This is a genomic window from Actinocrispum wychmicini, from assembly GCF_004345645.1.
GTDB classification, from domain to species: domain Bacteria; phylum Actinomycetota; class Actinomycetes; order Mycobacteriales; family Pseudonocardiaceae; genus Kibdelosporangium; species Kibdelosporangium wychmicini.
Genome location: NZ_SLWS01000005.1, coordinates 780,058 through 800,658, shown reverse-complemented (window position 1 = coordinate 800,658; position 20,601 = coordinate 780,058). Strand labels below are relative to the sequence as shown.

17 protein-coding genes are annotated in these 20,601 nt (G+C 70.5%); 7 read left to right on the top strand and 10 right to left on the bottom strand.

The window, feature by feature from the left end:
* Positions 1-17: 17 nt before the first annotated feature.
* A complete protein-coding gene (locus EV192_RS25775) occupies positions 18-809 on the top strand; it encodes an SURF1 family cytochrome oxidase biogenesis protein (RefSeq protein ID WP_132119614.1) in 792 nt (263 codons plus the stop codon).
* Here EV192_RS25775 and EV192_RS25770 read toward each other — a convergent pair.
* A complete protein-coding gene (locus EV192_RS25770; protein WP_132119612.1) occupies positions 801-1,688 on the bottom strand; it encodes an NmrA family NAD(P)-binding protein in 888 nt (295 codons plus the stop codon). The genes EV192_RS25775 and EV192_RS25770 overlap by 9 nt on opposite strands.
* 66 nt (positions 1,689-1,754) lie before the next feature.
* Here EV192_RS25770 and EV192_RS25765 point away from each other — a divergent pair, with 66 nt between their 5' ends.
* A complete protein-coding gene (locus EV192_RS25765) occupies positions 1,755-2,384 on the top strand; it encodes a winged helix-turn-helix transcriptional regulator (RefSeq protein ID WP_207926227.1) in 630 nt (209 codons plus the stop codon).
* Here EV192_RS25765 and EV192_RS25760 read toward each other — a convergent pair.
* The gene (locus tag EV192_RS25760; protein ID WP_132119610.1) at positions 2,371-3,306 is read right to left on the bottom strand and encodes a cobalamin biosynthesis protein; all 936 of its coding nucleotides are present in this window, start codon (positions 3,304-3,306) and stop codon (positions 2,371-2,373) included. The genes EV192_RS25765 and EV192_RS25760 overlap by 14 nt on opposite strands.
* Before the next feature lie 77 nt (positions 3,307-3,383).
* On the opposite strand from EV192_RS25760, the gene EV192_RS25755 reads away from it, so the two are divergent.
* Genes EV192_RS25755 through EV192_RS25740 form a run of 4 tightly spaced genes read left to right on the top strand, consistent with a single transcriptional unit; the run spans position 3,384 to position 10,673 of the window.
* Positions 3,384-4,922 (top strand): DUF2397 domain-containing protein, encoded by a 1,539-nt coding sequence (locus tag EV192_RS25755; protein ID WP_243727063.1) that lies wholly within the window; start codon positions 3,384-3,386, stop codon positions 4,920-4,922.
* Positions 4,923-4,930: 8 nt separating this feature from the next.
* Positions 4,931-6,154 (top strand): TIGR02678 family protein, encoded by a 1,224-nt coding sequence (locus EV192_RS25750; protein ID WP_132119606.1) that lies wholly within the window; start codon positions 4,931-4,933, stop codon positions 6,152-6,154.
* The gene (locus EV192_RS25745; protein WP_132119604.1) at positions 6,151-10,188 is read left to right on the top strand and encodes a TIGR02680 family protein; all 4,038 of its coding nucleotides are present in this window, start codon (positions 6,151-6,153) and stop codon (positions 10,186-10,188) included. The genes EV192_RS25750 and EV192_RS25745 overlap by 4 nt, the downstream gene beginning before the upstream one ends.
* A 2-nt stretch (positions 10,189-10,190) precedes the next feature.
* Complete coding sequence (locus EV192_RS25740; protein ID WP_132119873.1) at positions 10,191-10,673, top strand: gluconokinase; 483 nt, start codon at positions 10,191-10,193, stop codon at positions 10,671-10,673.
* On the opposite strand, the gene EV192_RS25735 is transcribed toward EV192_RS25740, so the two are convergent.
* The 7 genes from EV192_RS25735 to EV192_RS25705 form a co-directional block, all read right to left on the bottom strand.
* Positions 10,674-11,984 carry an MATE family efflux transporter gene (locus tag EV192_RS25735; protein WP_132119602.1) on the bottom strand — a complete coding sequence of 437 codons (1,311 nt, stop codon included), beginning with the start codon at positions 11,982-11,984 and terminating at the stop codon, positions 10,674-10,676.
* A 55-nt stretch (positions 11,985-12,039) separates the two neighbouring features.
* Positions 12,040-12,954, bottom strand: coding sequence for a glycosyltransferase family 2 protein (locus tag EV192_RS25730; protein WP_165960600.1), 915 nt, complete (start codon positions 12,952-12,954; stop codon positions 12,040-12,042).
* Positions 12,955-12,983: 29 nt separating this feature from the next.
* A complete protein-coding gene (locus tag EV192_RS25725) occupies positions 12,984-13,610 on the bottom strand; it encodes a class I SAM-dependent methyltransferase (protein WP_132119598.1) in 627 nt (208 codons plus the stop codon).
* Positions 13,611-13,673: 63 nt separating this feature from the next.
* Complete coding sequence (gene nudC / locus EV192_RS25720) at positions 13,674-14,633, bottom strand: NAD(+) diphosphatase (protein ID WP_132119596.1); 960 nt, start codon at positions 14,631-14,633, stop codon at positions 13,674-13,676.
* Positions 14,630-15,988 carry a M16 family metallopeptidase gene (locus EV192_RS25715; protein WP_132119594.1) on the bottom strand — a complete coding sequence of 453 codons (1,359 nt, stop codon included), beginning with the start codon at positions 15,986-15,988 and terminating at the stop codon, positions 14,630-14,632. The genes nudC and EV192_RS25715 overlap by 4 nt, the downstream gene beginning before the upstream one ends.
* Entirely contained in the window at positions 15,985-17,268 is a 1,284-nt protein-coding gene (locus tag EV192_RS25710) for a M16 family metallopeptidase (RefSeq protein WP_132119592.1), read from the bottom strand. The genes EV192_RS25715 and EV192_RS25710 overlap by 4 nt, the downstream gene beginning before the upstream one ends.
* 10 nt (positions 17,269-17,278) lie before the next feature.
* Positions 17,279-18,907 (bottom strand): DUF2207 family protein, encoded by a 1,629-nt coding sequence (locus EV192_RS25705; RefSeq protein WP_165960599.1) that lies wholly within the window; start codon positions 18,905-18,907, stop codon positions 17,279-17,281.
* Positions 18,908-19,043: 136 nt separating this feature from the next.
* Between EV192_RS25705 and EV192_RS25700 the strand changes: the two genes are divergently transcribed.
* On the top strand, positions 19,044-20,147 hold the full coding sequence (locus tag EV192_RS25700; protein ID WP_165960598.1) for a neutral zinc metallopeptidase: 1,104 nt from the start codon (positions 19,044-19,046) through the stop codon (positions 20,145-20,147).
* On the opposite strand, the gene EV192_RS25695 is transcribed toward EV192_RS25700, so the two are convergent.
* Positions 20,117-20,578: a hypothetical protein gene (locus tag EV192_RS25695; RefSeq protein WP_132119586.1), complete on the bottom strand. Its 462-nt coding sequence runs from the start codon at positions 20,576-20,578 to the stop codon at positions 20,117-20,119. The two genes, EV192_RS25700 and EV192_RS25695, sit on opposite strands and share 31 nt — an antisense overlap.
* Positions 20,579-20,601: the final 23 nt, after the last annotated feature.

Below are 20,601 nucleotides of genomic sequence, written 5' to 3'. Positions count from 1 at the left end.
GTGGTTACCGTGGAGGCGTGCGGAACCTGCTCCGGCCCGGGTACCTGAGCCTGTCGTTGGTGGTGATCGCGTTCGCGGTCGCCTGCTTCACGCTGCTCTCGCCCTGGCAGTTCGGCCGGAACACCGAGCGGGAGACCACGAACGACCAGATCACCGCGGCCAAGAAGGCGCCCGCCGAGCCGCTGCGCGCGGGGATGCCGGAGTGGCGGCTGGCCACCGTCACCGGCGAGTTCCTGGGCAAGGACGAGATCGTCGCCCGGCTGCGGACCGTCCAGGGCGAGCCGGCGTACGAGGTGATGGTCCCGTTCCGGCAGGCCAACGGCCAGATCGTCATGATCGACCGTGGCTTCCTGCGACCCGAGCAGTCCCGGGTGCCGGCGTACCCGGCGCCGCCGGCCGGCCAGGTGACGGTGACCGGGCGGGTGCGTGCCGACGAGACCGACCCGAAGAACAGGAGCGCCTTCACCGACGACTCCACGCAGGGCAAGCGCCAGGCGTGGGCGGTGGACTCCCGCGTGGTGGCGCAGGCCACGGGATTGCCGATCCAGCCCGGTTACCTGCAACTGGAGGACAAGACGCCGGGTGCGCTCGGGGCGCTTCCGTTGCCGGAACTGGACTCCGGGCCGTTCCTGTCGTACGCGCTGCAGTGGATCGCGTTCGGCGGCATGGCCGTCCTCGGTTGGATCTACTTCACGTGGCGCGAACTGCGGCCGGGTGGCGCGTTGACGGGCCAGCGGCCGCGGCGCCGGTCGGTGGCCGAGATGGTCGCCGAGGAAGAGGCCGCCGAACGCGCCGCCATGTCAACCTAGGTTCTTGGCGAGGAACTCGCCGAGACCTTCCGGTTCGGCACCGGTGATCTCTTCGATGGCCGGGGTCACGGCGAAGGTCGTCCGCTGGTAGGCGGGGTTGCTGAAGATCTGCCACAGCTTGGACAGGTGCTGCACAGTGTGTTCCTCGGCGCCACGGGCACGGGTTTGGTCGGCCCATTCCTGGTTGTCGATGTCGACGTAGGCCAGTGGCGTGTTGAGGGCCTTGGCGAACTCGGCGACGATCTCGTCGATCCTCATCACCGCGCCGATCAGGCGGTAGTACGGCTCCGCCGGTTTGTGTGGCTCGGCCAGCAGAGCGGCGGCGACCCGGGCCACGTCCGGGCCCGCTATCAACGGGAGCTTGTTGTCAGCGGGCCCCAGCGGGACCGCGAGCTCACCGTTGGGGGCGCCGACCAGGGCGAGGGCACGGAGGTTCTCGTAGAAGACGGTGGCGCGCAGGTGGATCGCGCCCACGTCGGCGTGGTCGAAGACCCGCTCGGACACCCAGTGCTGCCGGGTGCGCGGGCTGATCGCTTCGATCCTCGGCGACAGCTGGGACACCTCCACCAACCGCCGCACGCCGGCCAGGTGCGCGGCCGCGGCCATCACCGCGGTGGCGTCCAACAGGCCGTCCACCACGGGATACGTGAAGAACACCTGGTCGACGTCGGTCAGCGCCTGCTGGACGTCCGCGATCTCCCGCAGGTCGCCGACGGCCAGCTCGGCGCCGAGCGCGCGCAGCCGCTCGGCTCGTTCGTCCAGCTTGCGCACGAACGCGCGGACGGTGACGCCGCGGGCCAGCAGCAGCTCGGTGACGAGCCGCCCGGTCGCGCCCTGCGCCCCACCTGCCGCGCCCGTCACCAGCACGATTCCAGCCATGACCAGCCTCCTTGATAAAATGAAGTGGAGGCTTGATTTTATGCATCAGCTGGTACACTTCGTCAAGTGAAGAGGTACGGACAGGTTTGCCCGCTGGCCAGGGCGCTGGATGTGGTCGGCGAACGCTGGAGCATGCTGATCGTCCGCGAGCTGGCAGTCGGGCCGCGGCGCTACAGCGACCTGCTGGCCGGGCTGCCGGGCATCCCCACGAACCTGCTCGCCGGCCGGCTGCGGGACCTGCAGGAAGCCGGCGTGATCAGCAAGACCACGCTGCCACCGCCGGGCGTCGCCACCGTGTACGAGTTGACCAGGGCCGGTCTCGCTCTGCGCCCAGCCATGGCCAAGCTACGCAGATGGGGAGTCGAGTACGGTTCGCCAACGCTCGAAACCGACGAGGTGCGGCCCGCCTGGGTGCTGCTGAGCGCCGCCGGCCGGCCGACGGCCATCCCCGACGGCCACGTCTGCGAACTGCTCATCGACGGCGAGGTCTTCGCCCTGACCGCCAGCCGGTCCACATTGGTCGTCCACACCAGACCGACGGACGCGCACGCGTCGATCACCATGCCAGCCGGCGACCTCTACCGGTTCATGTCCGGGCACCCGATGGACATCTCAGCCATCCGGGCCGTCACGGGTGACCATTCGGTCGCCCACGCCGCCCTGAACACACTGCGCGGAGCCCTCAGCGTCGAGTGATCAACGCGACGAAGGCCGCGCCCACCCCGGCCAGCGCGCCGACCACCCGGGAAAGTTCAACCGCGCGAGTGACATGACCCGCGTCCGGGCTACGGCCAGTGCCCAACACCGGCCGCTCCTCCACACCATGGGCGTACACGGTTCGGCCACCCAGGCGAATCTCCAGTGCGCCCGCGAACGCCGCCTCCACCCGGCCGGCGTTGGGGCTGGGATGGGCGGCCGCGTCCCGTTGCCAGGCCTGCCACGCGCCCAGCGCCGAGCCGCCCACGACCGGCGCACCGGCCACGGTCAGCGCCGCCGCCGCACGGGCCGGGACCAGGTTGACCACGTCGTCCAGGCGCGCCGACGCCCACCCGAAGCGCAGGTAGCGCGGCGACCGGTGGCCGACCATGGCGTCCAGGGTGTTCACGGCCCGGTAGCCGAGCAGTCCGGGCACGCCGAACAGCGCACCCCAGAACAGGGGCGCGACCACGGCGTCGGACGTGTTCTCGGCCACGGACTCGACGGTCGCGCGGGCCAACGCGGTCGTGTCCAGCGCCTGCGGATCCCGGCCGCACAGGCTGGGCAAACGCTTGCGCGCCGCCGCCACGTCGCCGTCGTTCAGCGAACGACCCATCAATGTGCCCTCGTTGGCCAGGGACTTCCCGCCCAACGCGATCCACGTGGCCGCGGCCGTGGCCACCACCCGCACGGCCGGACGGCGGCGGCCGGCCCATTCGGCGACCGCCCCGAGGGCCACGACCGAGCCGACCAGCGCACCTGTGTAGACCGCCCCGGGGATCTTGTGGTCGCGGTACGCCATCCGCTCCAGCCGCGCCGCGGCGGCGCCGAACAGCGCGACCGGGTGGCCTTTCTTCGGATCACCGAAGACCCCGTCGGCGACAATGCCCAACAGCAACCCAAGCGAACGTCCCGCCGTCAACGACGCCTCCCAGCGACCAGCGCTCCCACCGAACCGTAGCGCCGCCGATGTCGGACCCGGCGGCTAGGGTGCGTCCCGTGACCCCTGACGAGACCCGCGCGCCGACCGACCGGCTCGGGCTGTACGCGTACCTGCAGGCCAGGGAGCACATGCGGACGTACCTGGCCATCATGCGGCTGTTCACCGCGACCCTGCTGGCCGACCTGTCGGCCGGTGACGTGGCCGCGGCGCTCGCGTCGGCCGAGCGGGACGGCCGGGTGGACCGCGGCGAGTCCCGGATCGAGAACGTGATCACCCGGCTCCGCCAGCTGGTCGAGTGGGGCAACCTGGTGCAGGGCCGGCGTGAGGTGGTCGCCGCCAGCATCGCGGAGTTCCAGCACGGCAGCGTCCGCTACCAGATCAGCAAGCTGGCCGTCCGGGTGCAGCGGGACGTGGACGAGCTGCTGCGCGTCCCGGAGGGGGCCCGTGAGGTCTCCCGCGAGCTGCTGCCGGCCATCGAGCGCGGCCTGAACCAGCTGGGCAAGTCCCTGGCGACCGCGGTGCAGCAGGAGCAGCGGGACCCGGACTCGACGGCGTCCGCGCGGGCCCGCGAGCTGCTCGCCGAGCAGGTCACGACGTTGTTCCTGCAGCATGCCGAGCTGGCCGCGACAGTGCGGGACTTCTACGCGTACCTCGGCCAGGTGGTGACCAGGCATCACCTGGGCGCCGACGAGATCTCCGGGTTCCGCAACCTGCTGGTGGAGTACATCCAGAAGGTGGTGGAGGACGTGCTGCGCCAGACGCCGGCCATCGCCGAGCACCTGACCGGCCGGTTCGCCGCCGCAAGGCCGGAGTTGCTGCGCCTGCTCGGCGATCCGGACCTGGGTGCCGAGGTGGAACGGGCCCGGGGCCGCTCGGCCGCGGACTGGCAGGAGCTGACCGACTGGTTCGTCGACCGGCCCGGCCGACCGTCGCAGGTCACGGTGTTGCGTGAGGCCACAGCGCGGGCGATCGGGTCGTTGCTGGCCAGCGTGAAGCGGGCGACCGCGGGCGGCGGCCTGCTCCCGGGCCGGCGGGCCGAGCTGTTGAAACTGGCGAAGTGGTTCGACGACGGCACATCGCAGGACGGCGCGCGGATGTACGCGGCAGCCTTCGGGTTGTACTCGGCGCGGCACCTCCTGCCCGCGCCCGAGCACGATTCGGACGACGAACGCACGCCGTGGAGCGAAGGCCCTGTGTGCGACGTGACGGTCAGCGTCCGCAGCCGAAGCGACCGAGGCGCGCGTGGGCGTACCTCCCGGATCATGGACGACCCGATCACCGAGCAGTCGCTGCTGGCCGAGGCCCGGCAGGCGGACGAGCTGCGGGCCGCGGACGTCGCCGAACTCGCCGCGGCCGCGCCGAACCTGGATCAGGCGACGCTGTCCCCGGGCGCGCTCGGGGTGTTGTGCGAGCTGTTGACGTTGGCCATGGCCCAACGGGAGAGCACGAAGGACGCGGGCTCGGCGGAGGACCAGGTGCGTGGGCTGGTCGTGCGGGTGGAGTACGCGGAAGGCGTCACCACCCGCGTGCGGTCCACTGGCGGCACGTTGACACTGCGGGATTCCACGCTCGTGCTCAGCGGCGGTGGCACATGAGGCTGAGCATGGCGGACCCGCTGGACGGGCTCGCGGACATCGACGCGGCGAACGTGGTGCGGTGCGCCAGAACGCTGCTGCGCCGGCCGTTGTTGCGGCTCGGCGGGCCGGACGGCGAACTGCTTCCGTTGATCTACCGGCATCGGGTCGTGCTCGGTGAGATGTTCACCGCGTTGCTGGGTTACCGGTTGGTGGTGGAGCGGAAGTTCGCGCGGCTCTACAAGGCCGGGCCAGGCGAGGACGCGACGCGTGGCGTTCCCGAGCTCTCCCCGCGTGGTTACGCGTATCTGGCGTTGACCATGGCCGCGCTGACCGGGATCGGCCGTCAGGTGCTGTTGTCGCGGCTGGTGTCGGACGTCCGGTCGGCGGCTGTGGAGGCCGGGATCGAGGTCGTGGACACGATCGCGGACCGGCGCGCGCTCACGGCCGCGCTGCGGCATCTGGTGTCCCTGGGCGTGCTGACCGAGACCGAGGGCACGGTGTCGTCGGCCTCGCAGGACGCGCCGGCAGAGGCGTTGATCACAGTCGAAACGGACCTGCTCGGCCAGTTGCTCGCCGGCCCGGTCGCGGACGCCGAGGACGCGTCGGCGCTGGTCACGCTGGCCGCGCGGACCGCGCCCCGTCGGGTGGACTTCCTGGTCCGGCGCAGGCTCGTGGAGAGCCCGGTCGTGCTGTACGCGGAGCTCGCCGACGACGAGCGGGAGTGGCTGCTGCGCAACCAGAGGCGCGAGTCGTACCTGCTCGAACGGTGTTTCGGCCTGTTCACCGAGACCAGGCTGGAGGGCATTCTCGCGGCCGACCCGGAGGAGTACCTGTCCGACGTGATGTTCCCGGGTACCAGTACAGTCGCACGGATCGGATTGCTCGCCCTGCCGGACCTCCTCACCGAGGACACCACGGACACCGACGACCCAGAGTCCGAAGTGGACGGTGCCGGGCGCAGGCCGGTGACTGCCGACGCGGTCCGTCGAGTCTGCGAGCGGCTGGTGGCCGACTACCCGGCGGCGTGGTCCCGGCAGGCCGGCGAAGACACCGACGGGATCGTCGCGGAGGTGCTGGCCCTGTTCGTCCAGATGGGACTGGCGGTGCCGGCCGGTGAACGCTGGTGGCTGTCCCCGGCCGCGGCCCGGTGGTGGCCGGTGCCGGACGGCGATCCGGAGCGCGAGGTCCCCGAGGCGCCACCGGAGCCCGAGGTCCCGGGGTGGTCACTGTTCGACGAGGAGGGCGCATGACGGAACGCTGGCGGTTGCACCGGGGCGGGATCGTCAACGTCTGGCAGTACGCCGAGCAGACCTTCGACTTCTCCGGCGGGCGGGCGATCTTCCAGGGCACCAACGGTTCCGGCAAGTCCCGCACGCTCGAACTGCTGCTGCCGCTGTGTCTGGACGGGGATCTGCGGCAACTCGGCTCCAAGGGGTTCGACACGGTGTCGATCCGCCGGCTGATGCTGGACGACTACGACGGCGGCCCGAACCGGATCGGCTACGCCTGGATCGAGCTGCGGCGCGACGCGCACATCTTGACGTGCGGGCTCGGCGTGAAGGCTTCCAAGACGTCCCAACAGATCTCCGACTCGTGGCGGTTCATCACGCCGGCCCGGGTGGGGGTCGACTTCCAGCTGGTCGGCCCGGACCGGGTGCCGCTCGGCTCGGCGCAGCTGCGTGAGGTGCTGGGTGCGGACTGTGTGTTGGAGGAACAGGCTTTCCGCGCCAAGATCGCGGAGACCGTGTACGGCGTGCCGGCCGGCCGGTACGGCGACCTGTTGCACCTGCAGCGGACGCTGCGCAACCCGGACGTCGGCCTGAAGGTCCTTGAGGGACAGCTGGAGCAGATCCTCTCGGACGCGTTGCCGCCGTTGGACGCGGCCATGGTCGAGCAGTTGGCGACGTCGTTCGACGACCTGGAGTCGATCCGCGAGAACATCACCCGGCTCGGCACGGCCGACAAGGCGTTGCGGACGTTCCTGCGGACGTACTCGGACTACGCGCTGGCCGGCCTCCGGTCCTCGGCCGAACGGCTGAAGGCCGGCGAGGACAGTGTCCGGAAACTCGGCGCGCAGACCAAGAAGCTGACCGCGGACCTGGACCGCGCCCGGACCGACCGGACCGAGGCGGAACGGGCCGAGGCGGAGTTGGAAGGCGGCGAGCAGCAGGCCGAGGACACGATCGGCGCGCTCAAGGAGCTGCCCGCCTTCCGGGACCTGCAGGACCTGCAGAGCCGCGAGAAACTGGTGGCCGCGTCCCGATCGGCCGCGTCGGCGGCGTTGGATGTGGCCAACAAACAGCGCGTGGCCGAGGACGCCTCTGTCGACGGTGTGGTCCGGTTGCTGCGCCGCCTCGCGCAGGATCTGGACTCGGCCGGCGAGTTCGGTGAGACGCTCCGGATGGCGTTGCGAGCCGCCGGACTCGACGACTCGCTGTCCCCGACCCTGCCGCGTTGGGCGGAGAGCGACGGCGAGACGGTCACCGAACGGGTCAGGGCCAAACCGGATCCCGAGGCCGAGCCGTTGCCGATCGAGCGGAAGGTCCCGCCGCCGGTCGCCGTCGACGAACTGCTGCAGACGTTGACCGAGGCCGCAGACCGGGCCGGGCGCGCGGCGAAGGAGGCCAGGCAGCGCAGCGCGTTGACTTCGGCGTTGCATCAGCAGGCCGTTGAGCAGGAGAAACAGGAACAGCGCGTGGAGACGCTCCGGTCGTCGGCGCGCAGTGCCCAGTTGGAGGCGACCGAGGCGGCCGGGCGGCGCAACCAGGCGAACCAGGAGCTGGTGACCGAGGCGGACGTCTGGCTGGAGCAGGTCACCACGTGGCGCAAGGCCGGCCCGTTGCGCGCGGCCCACCCGGACCACGAGCTGCGCCTACCGTCCATTGAGGACTTGTGCGCGAACCCGGGCGAGGCGCGGGCGTTGACGACCGCGGCCCGGCAGTGGACGGCTCCCCTGGTCCAGACGGCCCGGGAGACCGCGCATGCCGTGTCCCAGCGGCGGACCGACACCCTTTCGGCCATCGCCGAACGAGACAGCGAGCTGACCGCCTTGCGCGCCGGCAAGGAGCCCGAGCCCCGTGACTCGGCCACGGGAGCCGCGTTCTACCGGCTGGTGGACTTCCGGCCGAACCTGTCGGACGCGGACCGGGCCGGGCTCGAATCGGCCCTCGAAGCCAGCCGGTTGTTGACCGCGCGGGTCACGCCTGAGGGTTCGGTGCCCGATCTCGCCGACGTCCTGGCCAGTCCCGGCACGCCGCTAGACGGGCCGGCACTGTCGGATGTCCTTGTGGCCTCAGCGGTTCCGGACAGTCCGGTGCCCACGGCCCGGGTTGATGAGCTGCTGCGGAGCATCGGCCTGGGGGCGTCCGACGGGAACATGACGTTGTCGGTCGACGGGCACTGGCGCGCGGGCGCGTTGCACGGCGTGTGGTCGAAACCAGCGGCGGAGTACGTCGGTGCGGGCGCACGGGCGGCAGCGCGGCAGCGGCGGATCGTCGAACTGGAGGACGAACTGGCGGCGCTGCGCCATGAGCTGGCGTCGACCGAACAGGAACAGCGCTCCGCCAACGACATCGTGGCGGAGTGGGAACGTCATCTGGAGAAGTTCCCCGGCGACGAGGAGCTGATCGCCAAACACACCCGGATGCGGTCCGAGCAGGAGGCGACCGAGCGCGCCAACAAGCACGCGCAGCAGCTGCGTGAAGAGCACGACCAGATGCAGACTCGTTGGCAGGCGACCACAGCGGACCTGTTGCGGCAGGCAGGCGACGCGGGTTTGTCTCCGCGATCGGACGACCTGCGTCAGGCGCAGCAGTCGGCCGCGGAAGCCCAGGGCGCGGCGGAACGTCTCGCTGAGGCGTTGCGGCAGCGGTGCCGTGGCACGGTTGAAGACCTGGTCGACGCGAACCACCGGTACCACGCGGCGGTCGCCGACCGGACGTCCGCCGAGACCGAGGCTGACCAGAAGTGCGCGGAGTACGCGGCCCAGGCGGGCACGTTGACCGAGCTGACCGGCGCGGTCGGCGGCGAGGCCAAGGAGATCGCTTCCCGGCTTGCCGAACTGGAGTCGTCCCGCAAACGGATGCGGGTGGAGCTGAAGGACGTCCGGGAGCGGATCACCGAGCTGCGTGAGCAGGCGGCGAAGCTGGACGCGTTGCTGGGCACGGCTGCCGAGCAGCTCACCACGGCAGAGGAAGCGCAGAGCGGGGCTGTGCGGACATTCCAGGCCGTCGTAACCGCGCCTGGCGTGCTGTCCGCGGCACTGCCCGACCTGGAGTCACCTGATCTGGACACGGTCCGGGCAGCCGTGATGGAGTCGGATCGCAAGAACGCCAGCGAGACCGCGGTGATCACCAAACTCCAGGACCTGCAGACCGCGTTGGCCGGCGGTTACGACATCGCCGCGGACGAGCACGCCGGCCTGCTGACCGTGAGCGTCGCGGGCGAGGAAGGCGGGCGCCCGGTCGCGTTGGCCGCCAAGCAGGTGTCGTCGAAACTCGCCGAACAACGGGGGTTCCTGGACGAGCAGTACCAACGGATCTTCGCCGACTACCTGATCAGGGACCTGGCCGAGTGGCTGCGCGGGCAGATCGCGGTGGCCGAGGACCTGGCCAAGCGGATGAACGAGGTGCTCAGCCAGGCCCAGTCCAGCCAGGGTGTGCACGTCCAGCTGGAGTGGAAACCGTCGGCGGCCCTGGACGACGAAACCCGGCAAGCCCTGTCGTTGGTCCGGATGCCTTACGGCGAAAGGACATCCGCTCAGGACGCCACCCTGCGGCGAGTGTTCACCGAACGCATCGAGGCCGAACGCGACACCCACTCCAGCGGCTACGCGGAAATCCTGGCGCGGGCCCTGGACTATCGGTCGTGGCACGCGTTCACGGTCCGGGTCGCGGACACCGGCCCGGACGGCGGCCAACGCGTGCGGCGGCTGCGTCAACTGTCGTCGGGTGAGACCCGGCTGGTGTCGTACGTGACGCTTTTCGCTGCCGCGGCGGCGTTCTACGACGCGGTCAGCGGCACGTCGGAGGACTTCGCGCCGCTGCGTCTGGTACTGCTGGACGAGGCGTTCGAGCGGCTGGACGACCCGACCATCGCGCGGATGCTGGGCCTGCTGGTGGATCTGGACATGGACTGGGTCATCACGTGGCCGAGCGGCTGGGGCGTCTCGGACAAGATCCCGCGCATGCACATCTACGACGTCCTGCGCCCCCGCAACGGCCGGGGCGTGGCGTGCACGCAGACAACGTGGGACGGCGCCGCCATGGACCGAATCGACCCGTGACCATGGTCATCGTCGTCATGGGTGTGTCCGGGTCCGGCAAGACGACCGTGGGCAAGGAGTTGGCCGCACGGCTGGACGTCGAGTACGCCGAGGCCGACGAGTTCCACCCACCGGCGAACATCGCGAAGATGTCCGCCGGTCATCCGTTGACCGACGAGGACCGGTGGCCGTGGCTGCGGGCCATCGCCCAGTGGATCGGCGCGCACGAGGAGTCCGGCGGCGTGGTCACGTGCTCCGCGCTGAAGCGGCCGTACCGGGATCTGCTCCGCACCGGCGGGCCTGTGTACTTTGTACACTTAACCGGGTCACATGACGTCATCGCCGCCCGGCTGGCCGGCCGCCAAGAGCATTTCATGCCGGCCGCATTGCTCGACTCACAGATCGCGGACCTGGAGCCACTCGGCCCGGACGAGCCAGGAATCGTCCTGGACATCGACACCACCCCGGACGTCTTGGTGGCAGCCGCGTTCCGTGCGGTCGGCTGACTAAGACGCCGTTTTCTGAAGGTTCGGGACCACGGCGGCATCGCTCGTGGCCCGGAACAGCACGACTGCCATGACGATGGACGCCACAATCGGTCCGGCGGACGCCGACAGCACCACTGAGGCGATCGGGTCGATCGGCAGCACGGCGGCGACGACCATGGCGGCCAGCCCGGACAAGTAGGACACCAGCACCGCCCGATGCCGGCTCAATGCCAGCAGCGCGGGCTGGGTGATGTTCATCGCGGTCAGGAACAGCGTGCCGACACCCAGTCCGGCCATGGTCGTCGCGGACAGTTCCGCTGGTCGGCCCTGGTAGATCGACAGCAGGGTCGGGCCGGCCGTGGCCAGCACGACGATGCCGATCAGGCCGAGCACGACACAGACCGCCACGGTTCGCAGGTTCTGCTTGCGCACCCCGCCGAGGTCGCCGCGGGCGGCGCTGGCGGTCAGCCGGGGCAGGAGCATGGTCTGCAGCGGCATGACCGCGAACATCGGCAGCCTGGTCAGCATCACGGCCAGCCCGACCGCGGTGGCGGTGTCGCTGATGAGCCTGTGGTTCACGATGACCGGCGGCAGGTTGACGATGCCCTGGTTCGCCGAGTTGGCCAGGACGACCAGCAGCAACGCCGTGGACAGGCCGAACCTGATGGCGCCCTGCCCGCCGATCTTCGGCAGGACGGTGCCCGGTTCGATCCGGTGCCAGCCACGCAGGCCGGACAGCCAGATCAGCAGGACCCCGACCAGGGCGGAGAACATGTGCCCGAGCGCGAAGACAAGGCCGTACACCCACCCGGCGTCCACACCGACGGCGTAGAGAACCACACAGGGCAGCAGCCGGGACAGTCCTTCGGCGGCCATGGTCGCCGAGTAGAAACCGAACCGCTGGCTGCCGGCGAGCGCCCCGCGCACCACCGCCGAGAAGAGGGCCGCGACCAGGCTCAGCATCAACTCGGCGGCCAGCTCCCAGTGCCCGCGCAGCGGACCGCTGACCAGGATCGGCGACACCGCCAGCAGGATGACCGCGGCGAGCAGCCACAGCCGGGTCGCCTGCCGGGCCACCGAGTGCGCCACCGGCCGGATCGGGTTGCCCAGCGTCCGCTCCTGGCTGACCGACCGAGACATCTCCAGCTCGACGCCGGAGAAGACGCCGAGCGCCAGGGTGTTCACCAGGAAGTACAAGCTGGTGACCGCGGCGACCGTGTTGCTGTCTGGTACCGCGCGGGTGACGATGCTGGTGAAACCGAAGCCGCCGATGAGGACCAGCGCGAGCCCGACACCAATCAGGACCATCGGGCTACGGAGGAGACGCACCGAGTCAAGGTAGCTGTAGCAGCTGCTTGGCATGCGCCCGCCCCCGTGCGGGGGTTCAGGCGTCGATCACGTCCCCGACGGACGCGCCGGCGGGCAGGAACCGGCGATCCGTCCGGCCGGTGACACCGTCCTGCAGGCCGCGCCACATGGCGGTCAGCCGCTTGCCGCGCGGGCGCTCGTACAGGGCGGTGAGCATCGCCCACCGAACCATGATCAGGATCGACGTCAACGACCACACCGGCTTCGCGGCCAGGTTCTCCCGGACCAGCACGACACCGTTGCGGACCACCCAGTACAGCCGCCATGTCGGGTGATGCGTGACGCGTACGTGACCGATGAGGAACCGGTGCTCGCGCAGGTCGCCGAGCGAATGCGGCAGCCGTACCCGCTTGTCCTGCACGATGCGGTAGCCGGCGCGCCTCAGCCGCAGACAGAAGTCGTGGTCGACGCAGTCGACGAAGAAGTCCTCGCGGAAGCCGCCCAGCTTGTCCAGCAGGGACCGGCGCACGATCAGGCCCGACGTCATCACCGCGTCCCGGTCGGCGACGTCCGGCCGCAGCGTGGTGCGCGGGTCGATGTACGAGCCACGTTCGGCGTCCCACGGCGAGGGCGCGACCGCGCCGACCGACGGGGTGTCCAGGTGCGCCGCGAGCTGGGTGACCAGCTGTTCCGGCACTACCGAGTCCTGGTCGAGCAGCAGCACCGCGTCGCAGTCCGGGGACAGCGAACGCCATCCCAGGTTCAGCGCGCCGGCCAGCCCGAGGTTCTTGCTGGACCGCAGCACCCGCGCGCCGTCCGGCAGTTCGCCGGCCAGCAGCGGTGAGCCGTCCGGGGTGTTGTCGACGACAAGCACCTCGACGCATGCCGCCCGCGCCGCTTCGATCACGGCGAGCAGTCGTTCGTCCGGGTGGTAGGCGGTGACGATCGCGGAGATCCGCTTCGGGACCCCCGGCGACCCAAGGTGGCGCACGGCGCCATTGTCCTTGACCCGGCCAGGACTCACACGCGCCGCCCCGTCACGACGAACTCGTTGCTGCGCAGCGAGGGGCCGTACTTGCGGGGCAGCGGCCAGGAGAAGCTCCGCTGGACCTTGAGGCCCACGGCTTCGAGCAGGTCACGCGCCCCGTCGAAGTCGACCAGGCGGACGTGCGTCGGGTCGGTCTTGTACCCGGCCTCCTGGGGCATGATCAACGCGACCGTCCCGGTGGTCTTCAGGTACGGCAGGTACTCCTCAAGCACCGAGACGCCCGAGTCGCGGTCCATGTGCTCCATTACGTGCGCGCACAGGATCGAGTCGAACGCCGCCTTGTACTCGTCGGCACGCGCGTGGAACTCCTCGGACGTGAACGCGTTGAATCCCCGGGCCCTGGCCTCGGCGATCGAGTGCTCGTTGTGGTCCACGCCGACGCTGCTCGGCCACACGGACCCCAGGTTGCTGCCGATGCCGCAGCCCACGTCGAGGACACGGCCGTGCGTGACGGACTGTACGTGCCGCTTGTAGACGATCCCGTGGGCCCAACGTACAGCGGAGAACTTGGCACCCAGGCCGGTCATGCGCTTGGCGTACCACTCTTCGGCGGTTTCCGAGCCGTCATCGGCCGGCTTGTGGTTCGCTTCCTGAGTCATGCCCTTCTTCTATCACACTGGCTCTCGGTGTCCGTTACCGGCCGAAACAGCGTGCGGCGGCGATCAGGCGTTCGCCCAGGAATCCAGCATCATGCGGGCGATCGATGTCGGCCCCGGCACCCCGAGCCAGTGGTCGGTGCCGTCGGCCTCCGCGGCGAACGCGGCCCGTACCTCGTCCCGGGTGACCCAGTGGGCCTCCTCGATCTCCCCGTCCTGCAGCCGCAGCGGCTGGTCGGGGTCGCCGAGGGCGGCGAAGCCGAGCATGAGCGAGCGCGGGAACGGCCAGGGCTGGCTGCCCAGGTAGCGGACGTCGGTGACGTCCACGCCGACCTCCTCCGCGATCTCCCGCGCGACGCACGCCTCCAGGGACTCGCCGGCCTCCACGAACCCGGCGAGCACCGAGTAACGGCCTTTCGGCCAGATCGGCTGACGCGCGAGCAGGACCCGCGTGCCGTCGCCGGGTCCGTCGTGGACCAGGCAGATCACCGCCGGGTCCGTCCGCGGGTACTCCTCCCGGCCGCAACTGGTGCACTGGGTCGCCCAGCCGGCTTTGACGCGCTCCACCGGCGAGCCGCAGTTCGCGCAGAACCGGGCGCGGGCGTGCCAGTTCGTCAGGGCCACCGCGGTGGTGAACAGCCCGGCCGCGGTGGCGTCCAGGAACGTGCCCGCGCCGCGCAGGTCCAGCCACCGCTCCTCGGCCGAGGACTCGATGTCCTGCCAGGACCGCCAGTCCAGGCGGGCGGGCGGCACCTCGGCGTCCACTCCGACGGCCCAGTAGCCGGCGCCGCCCTCCTCGCCGAGCAGCAACGCCTCGGCCGGCGGTTCCGAGCCGAACGTCTTCGCCGGCCGGTGCCCCAGCCGGGTCCCGCCCGCGCCGATCAGGGTCCGGCCGTACGGGTCCACGAGCAGGACCCGGCCCTCCTGCCACAGCTCGGTCTGCCGGGCCACGTCGTCCCGGAGCCCCTCCGCCCGTTCCACAGTGGACCGGGAGAGCACCGGGACGGCGTCGAGCTGGAACGTCACCGGGTCACGCCGCCCAGCACGTCCAACGCGGTCAGCTGGGCCGGGTCGCCGACGATCACGCCGGTCCACCTGGCCGGGGCGAAGAACTCCAGCGCGGCCTCGGCGACCTGCTCGACCGTGACGGCCGCCAGCCGGCCGGGATGGGCCACCAGCCAGTCCACGCCGAGCCCCTGGGTGGCCAGGCCGACGATCTGGGACGCCAGCCCGGCCTGGGAGGCGGTCGCGGTCAGCAGCTGCCCGACCGCGTACTGCCGCACGATGTCCACTTCGGACTCGGACGGCGGCGACAGCACGATCTTGCCCAGCTCGTACCGGATCTCCAGGAGCGCGCTCGCGGTCACGTCGCTCGCGGTGTCGGTGTCGATCAGCAGGGTCGCGCCGGCCGGGGTGAACTCGAGGTGCGACCGCGCGTGGTATGTGTACCCCTTGTCCTCACGGACGTTCTCGACCAGCCGCGACGAGAAGAACCCGCCGAACGCCAGGTTCGCCAGCTGCAGCGCCGGGTACCGCGGGTCGGTCCGGATGATCGCCTGGGCACTGAACCGCAGCTGCGACTGCACCGCCCCGGGCCGCGACACGAACTTGAGGTCGCCGCCGGTCACCGGGGGCAGGCTCGGCAGCTCCACGGCTTCGGACGCGCCGGTCCAGCCGTTGAGCGCCCGCTCCAACTGCCCGACGGCGGCGTCCAGGTCGACGTCGCCGACGAGGACGAGCGTGGAGCCGCGAGGCAGCATCGACGCCTGGTGCAGCGCGCGGACATCCGCCGGCGTCACCTTGGCGACGTCCTCGGCCTCGGGCATCTCACGCGTGGCCGGGTGGTCGCCGTAACGATGTTTCTGCAACGCCTGGCGCGCGATCACGCTCGGCTGCGAACGAGCCATCGCGATCCGCTCGACCAGCCGCTCCTGCTCCCGGCGCACCTCGTCGTCCGCGTACGACGCCCCGGTCAGGGCGTCGGCGAGCACGTCGAGCAACGTGTCCAACCCGGTGGCGAGCGCGCTGCCGGCGATGCTGAGCCGCTCCGGGTCGACCTGCGCGTCCAGTTCACCGCCCACCAACGCCAGGTCCGTGTCGACCGCGATCCGGTCCCGGCGCGCGGTCCCGGTCAGCAGCGTCGCCGAGAGCACCTCGGCGACCGCCGCGTGCATCAGGTCCGTGCCCGCGAACGGGATCCGCAGCCGCATCTCGACCATGGGCACGGCCGGCATCCGGACCACGACCACGTGCAGGCCGTTGGACAGCTTGGTGTCCGCTGTGGACAGTCCGGTCGCGGCCCGCTGGGCGCCGAGCGGCGGCAACGGCCGTGGCCCGACGGCGGTGCGGCCGATCTCCTCGGCGGTACGGAACGTCGTCACTGGTTACCTCCGGCGGGAACGACCTGCAGTACGGCACGCGAGTCCGCGCGCAGCAGCTTGGCCGCGCCGGCCACATCGGCGGGAGTGACCGCGGCGATTCGTTCGGGTAGTTGGTAGATCAGGGCCGGGTCGCCGTACAGCAGCTGGAACGCGCCGAGCGAGAGCGTGCGGCTCACCACCCGGTCGTGGTCCTTGTGCAGGCTGGCCACCCAACGGGCGGTCACCTTGGCGAGCTCCTGTTCGGACGGCGGCGTGCTGGCCAGCCGTTCCATCTCGTCGTCCAGCGCGGCGAGCACGCGGTCGATGGTCACCTCGGGCGAGTGCATCGCCGTGATACTGAAGGTGTCCGGGTCGCGCGCCTCGAACGGGCCGAACAGCCCGGCACCCGCGTTGACGTCCGTGACCAGGGCTTCGCGGTGCACCAGCCGCTGCTGCAGCCGCGAGCCGTCGCCGTCGGACAGCACGCCCGCCAGCATCAGGTGGGCCAGGTAGCCGTCCAGCTCGTTGATCGGGTCGGGCATCCGGTAGCCGAGGGCGAACGCCGGCAGCGGCGCGTGCGGGTCCCGGCGTTCGCCACGCAGCTCACCCTGCGGCCGCGGCTCACCGAACGACGGACGCGGCGGTGTCTCCCGCGCGGGCACGTCGCCGAAGTGCTTCTCGACCAGCTCGCGGGCGTGGTCGGGGACGAAGTCGCCGGCGACCGTCAGCACGGCATTGCCTGGCGCGTAGTACGTGTCGAAGAAGGCCGCGCAGTCCGCCAGCGACGCCTGCTCCAGGTCGGTGAAGTCGCCGTAGCCGTTGTGCGCGTTCGGGAACGTCGAGTACAGCACCGGCGGCAGATAGATCCACGGGAACCCGCCGTACGGCCGGTTCAGCACGTTCAGCCGGATCTCCTCCTTCACCACGTCGATCTGGTTGCGGAGGTTCTCGCTCGTCAGCTTGGGCGCGCGCATCCGGTCCGCTTCGAGGAACAGCGCCCGCTCCAGCGCGGCGGACGGCAGGATCTCGAAGTAGTCGGTGTAGTCCGGGTGCGTCGAGCCGTTGAACGTGCCGCCGGAGGACTGCACGTGTCTGAAGTGGGCCAGCTTCTCCAGGCTCTCGCTGCCCTGGAACATCAGGTGTTCGAAGAGGTGCGCGAAGCCGGTGCGGCCCTCTGGCTCGGATCGGAAGCCTACGTCGTAGTGCACGCTTACGCCGACCACCGGTGATGTGGTGTCCGGAGCGAGCACCACACGCAAACCGTTCGGAAGGGTGAAGGTATGCAGGTCGGGTGCGGCCATGCCCACGAGCCTACTTGGCCGCCGGGGTTTGAAGCCGCCGGTCGAGCGCGTTGACGAACCCCGGCACGTCGTGGCCGCCGGAGAACCAGTAAAGCTCGTTCTCGACGCCGAACGCCTGCACCCATCGAGGTGTCTCGCCGAGCACGACCGCGTACGGCAACGACCGGGAGAACACCAGCTCACGGTCGTTGGCCGGGATGCTCGCCGGGTCCGTTTCACGCAGGTACTGCACGAGCGCGCGCACCTGAGCGACGAGCACGCCGCCACGCTTCGTCCGCGACGGCATGAACCGCGTGCCGAGCGCGACCGCGACGCCAGCGATGACTACCGCGAGCCCGAGCAGCGCGTTGCCGACCGTCACCGCTAGGACCACCGTGAGTGCCGCGCCGACGACGGCCAGACCGGCGCCGATCCACATCCACAGGCTGCGCGCACGGTCCGGACGCCGTTTGAACCATTCACGCGCGACGACATCGCTGTACATAGCGGCGCGGATCGGGCCGAGCGCGACGGGCAGCGTGGAGACGTTCTGCGGCGTGGCGAACACGTCGTACACCGCGCGCTCGTACGCGGTGAGCGCGTGGTCCGCCGGGTTGCGCTGCATGATCTGCCAGTCACCCTCGACCTGTTGGATCCACAGGTAGTTGCGCACGGCGAGGTCGACAACGGTCGCGGTCACGTCAACGGCGTCCACGCGTTCGTCCACCACCGTGCCGATCTGACCGGGGAGCACGCCGTCGGGCGACGCGAATGCCACCGACTCGTTGTCCCGGACGAGCACGTCCACCTTGCCGACGTCGGTGGCCGTCGCCTTGGCGTCCCGGCCACGCGCCGCCCACAGCAGGGCGGCCCCGGCGAGCAGGAGCGCGAGCACAGCCAGCAGCCCAAACCCGGCGAACGGGGTCAACGCGAACGCGCTCACCGTCGTCTTCGCCGCCTCGAAGCGGGCGTTCGCGGGCACCGTCCCGGACGGCAACGTGATGACCAGGTCGATCCGGTCGCCCGCGTTGAGGTTCTGCATGTCGACCCGGGTGATACCGCTGGACTCCAGCCGCGCGTCGTCACAGAGCGTGGTGGATCCGTAGGCGCCGCCGAAGCACACCACCTTGGTCGGCCGCGCCGGCGCGATGAACGACGCGCGCAGCAGACCCATCCGGGCGTCCCACCCGGACGCGATCGACCACCGGACCTCCTGCCGGTCGCCGAGGTCGATCACCGCTCCGTCCACTTTGTACCGCAGCACGGACTTGCCCTCGCCGGTGTGCACGCTGAAGTCGTCCGCGGTGGCCTGGGCGCTGCCGTTCCCCTCGATCGACACGTCCCGGACGCGGTAGACCCGGTCGCGGTCGCCACCGGCCGCGATTCGCAAGGGCGCCTTGCGGTTCATGGTCCCGCCCCGGCGGACGGTGATGCTCTCGTCGACCGACAGCGTGCCGTCGCGCTCGACCCTGATGGTCAGCTGCGTCCGGCTCGGCAGGGTGATCTCCGGCTCCGAAGAGGACGGTCCGGACGGCGGCTGGGCGGTCGCGCCCGCGGTCGGCACCGGGATCTGCGGGATCGTGATGCCCGTCGGCGGCGGCTGCCCGGCCAGGGCGACAGCGGCGGCGGTGCCGACACCGGCCGCCCATTTCGTCAACACGCTGCGGACCATAGCGGAGTGGCCATATGCTCACCGTCCGTCCGGGAAAATTGGGGGGGAAATGACTCGACCGCCGTACGGGCCACCTCCAGGCGGACCCTATGGGCCATATGGACGTGGGCCGTATCCGCCGCCGATGCCGGTCGCGCCGCCGCCCAGGGCGATGCCCATCCCCGTGCTTCCACCGCCGACGGTGCCGGCGTGGCATCCGCAGCCGATGTTCCGGCCGCGCAAGCAGCGCACGGGTCTGATCGTGACGGTCTCGCTGGTGAGTGTGCTCGTGGTGACCGTGGGTCTGATCGTGGTGTTGTCGGCGACCGCCAAGAAGCACTCGTCGAGCGTCGCCGACTCGGGCTACAACGACTACCCCACCACCTCGGCGTCACCGGTTCCGACGACGTCCACCGCCTTCAGCACGACGACAACGACGACCACCACGTCCTCGGCCACGGCGACGTCTTCCTCGTCGCGGGCGAGCACACCGACGTCTTCCTCGTCGCGGCCGTCCGGCCCGCAACCGGTGCACCAGACCAAGAACAACCCCCTGTTCGGCGGTGAGAACGGCACGAACACGTCCACGTGCAACCTGCCGAGGTGGAAGAGCGACCCGGAGTCCGCCAAGGCGTTCTTCACCGCGACCCTGCCGTGCCTCGAAGCCGAGTGGAAGCCCGTGCTGGCGCGCGCGAACCTGCCGTACTTCTCGCCGAAGCTGGCGTTCCCGACCGGCACGACGTGGAACAGCCCGTGCGGCACCACCAAGGGCTCCGAGGCCGCGGCCTTCTACTGCTCGGCGGACAACACGTTGTACCTGCCGTACGAGGGGTTGCACACCAAGGAGATCGGCGCGCATCCAGGTTCGTACCTGGCGGTGATGGCGCACGAGTTCGGGCATCACGTCCAGGCCGTGTCGGGCGTGATGGACGCTTCGTTCGACGACGAGTACGCGGCGGGCGCGGACACCGCGGCGGGTCTGGAGATCAACCGGCGGTTCGAGCTGCAGGCCGAGTGTTTCGGCGGGATGTGGTTCGCAGGCGCGTGGAACGGCAAGGGTTCGATCGACGACAACATCGTCAACGAGATGCTCAAGGACGGGTACACGCGCGGCGACGACAACAACCCGAACGGTCCGCGTGACCACGGCACGCGCGCTCATTACGGCGCTTGGCAGCAACAGGGCTATACGAAGAACCGGACTTTTCAGTGCAACACTTACAATGTTCCCTCAGACGCGGTGTCCTGAGGTTTCACCACCGGCCAGAACCAGTTGACGGCGAAGGCCCCGCCCGCGAAGCTGCTTAACAGGAAGAAGACGAAGGCCAGTCCCCGGCTGGATCCGCTGTCGCCGGTCGTGGCCTCGGCGGCGTGCACGACCATCCCGGGGCCGGTCGGCCCGGTCGGCACGCTGACGTCGACCGATTCGCCGTCCTGGTGACCGCAGCCGTCGAACTTGGCCTCGTGCTCCTGGCCGTTCTGCCGGAAGGTGACGACCTCGCCGTCGCCGGCCTGGCCGCAGCCGACGCCCTTCTTGACCGTCGCGCTCACCTGGGTGGTGGCCGGCGCGGCCGTGGACAGGCCGAACAGCCCAGGCGCCACCAACCACAGCGTCAGGGTGAACGCCACTCCGAGCAGTACGACGATCCCCAGCCGAACCGCGTTCGGACGCACCTCCACCCACCCGATGTTGTCAGAACGCG

What these genes read in the sequence shown, in the direction of transcription:
- EV192_RS25770 (WP_132119612.1), bottom strand. Translation starts at nt 1,688, where the DNA reads ATGGCTGGAATCGTGCTGGTGACGGGCGCGGCAGGTGGGGCGCAGGGC.
- EV192_RS25750 (WP_132119606.1), top strand. Translation starts at nt 4,931, where the DNA reads ATGGCGGACCCGCTGGACGGGCTCGCGGACATCGACGCGGCGAACGTG.
- EV192_RS25745 (WP_132119604.1), top strand. Translation starts at nt 6,151, where the DNA reads ATGACGGAACGCTGGCGGTTGCACCGGGGCGGGATCGTCAACGTCTGG.
- EV192_RS25740 (WP_132119873.1), top strand. Translation starts at nt 10,191, where the DNA reads ATGGTCATCGTCGTCATGGGTGTGTCCGGGTCCGGCAAGACGACCGTG.
- EV192_RS25725 (WP_132119598.1), bottom strand. Translation starts at nt 13,610, where the DNA reads ATGACTCAGGAAGCGAACCACAAGCCGGCCGATGACGGCTCGGAAACC.
- EV192_RS25710 (WP_132119592.1), bottom strand. Translation starts at nt 17,268, where the DNA reads ATGGCCGCACCCGACCTGCATACCTTCACCCTTCCGAACGGTTTGCGT.
- EV192_RS25700 (WP_165960598.1), top strand. Translation starts at nt 19,044, where the DNA reads ATGCCGGTCGCGCCGCCGCCCAGGGCGATGCCCATCCCCGTGCTTCCA.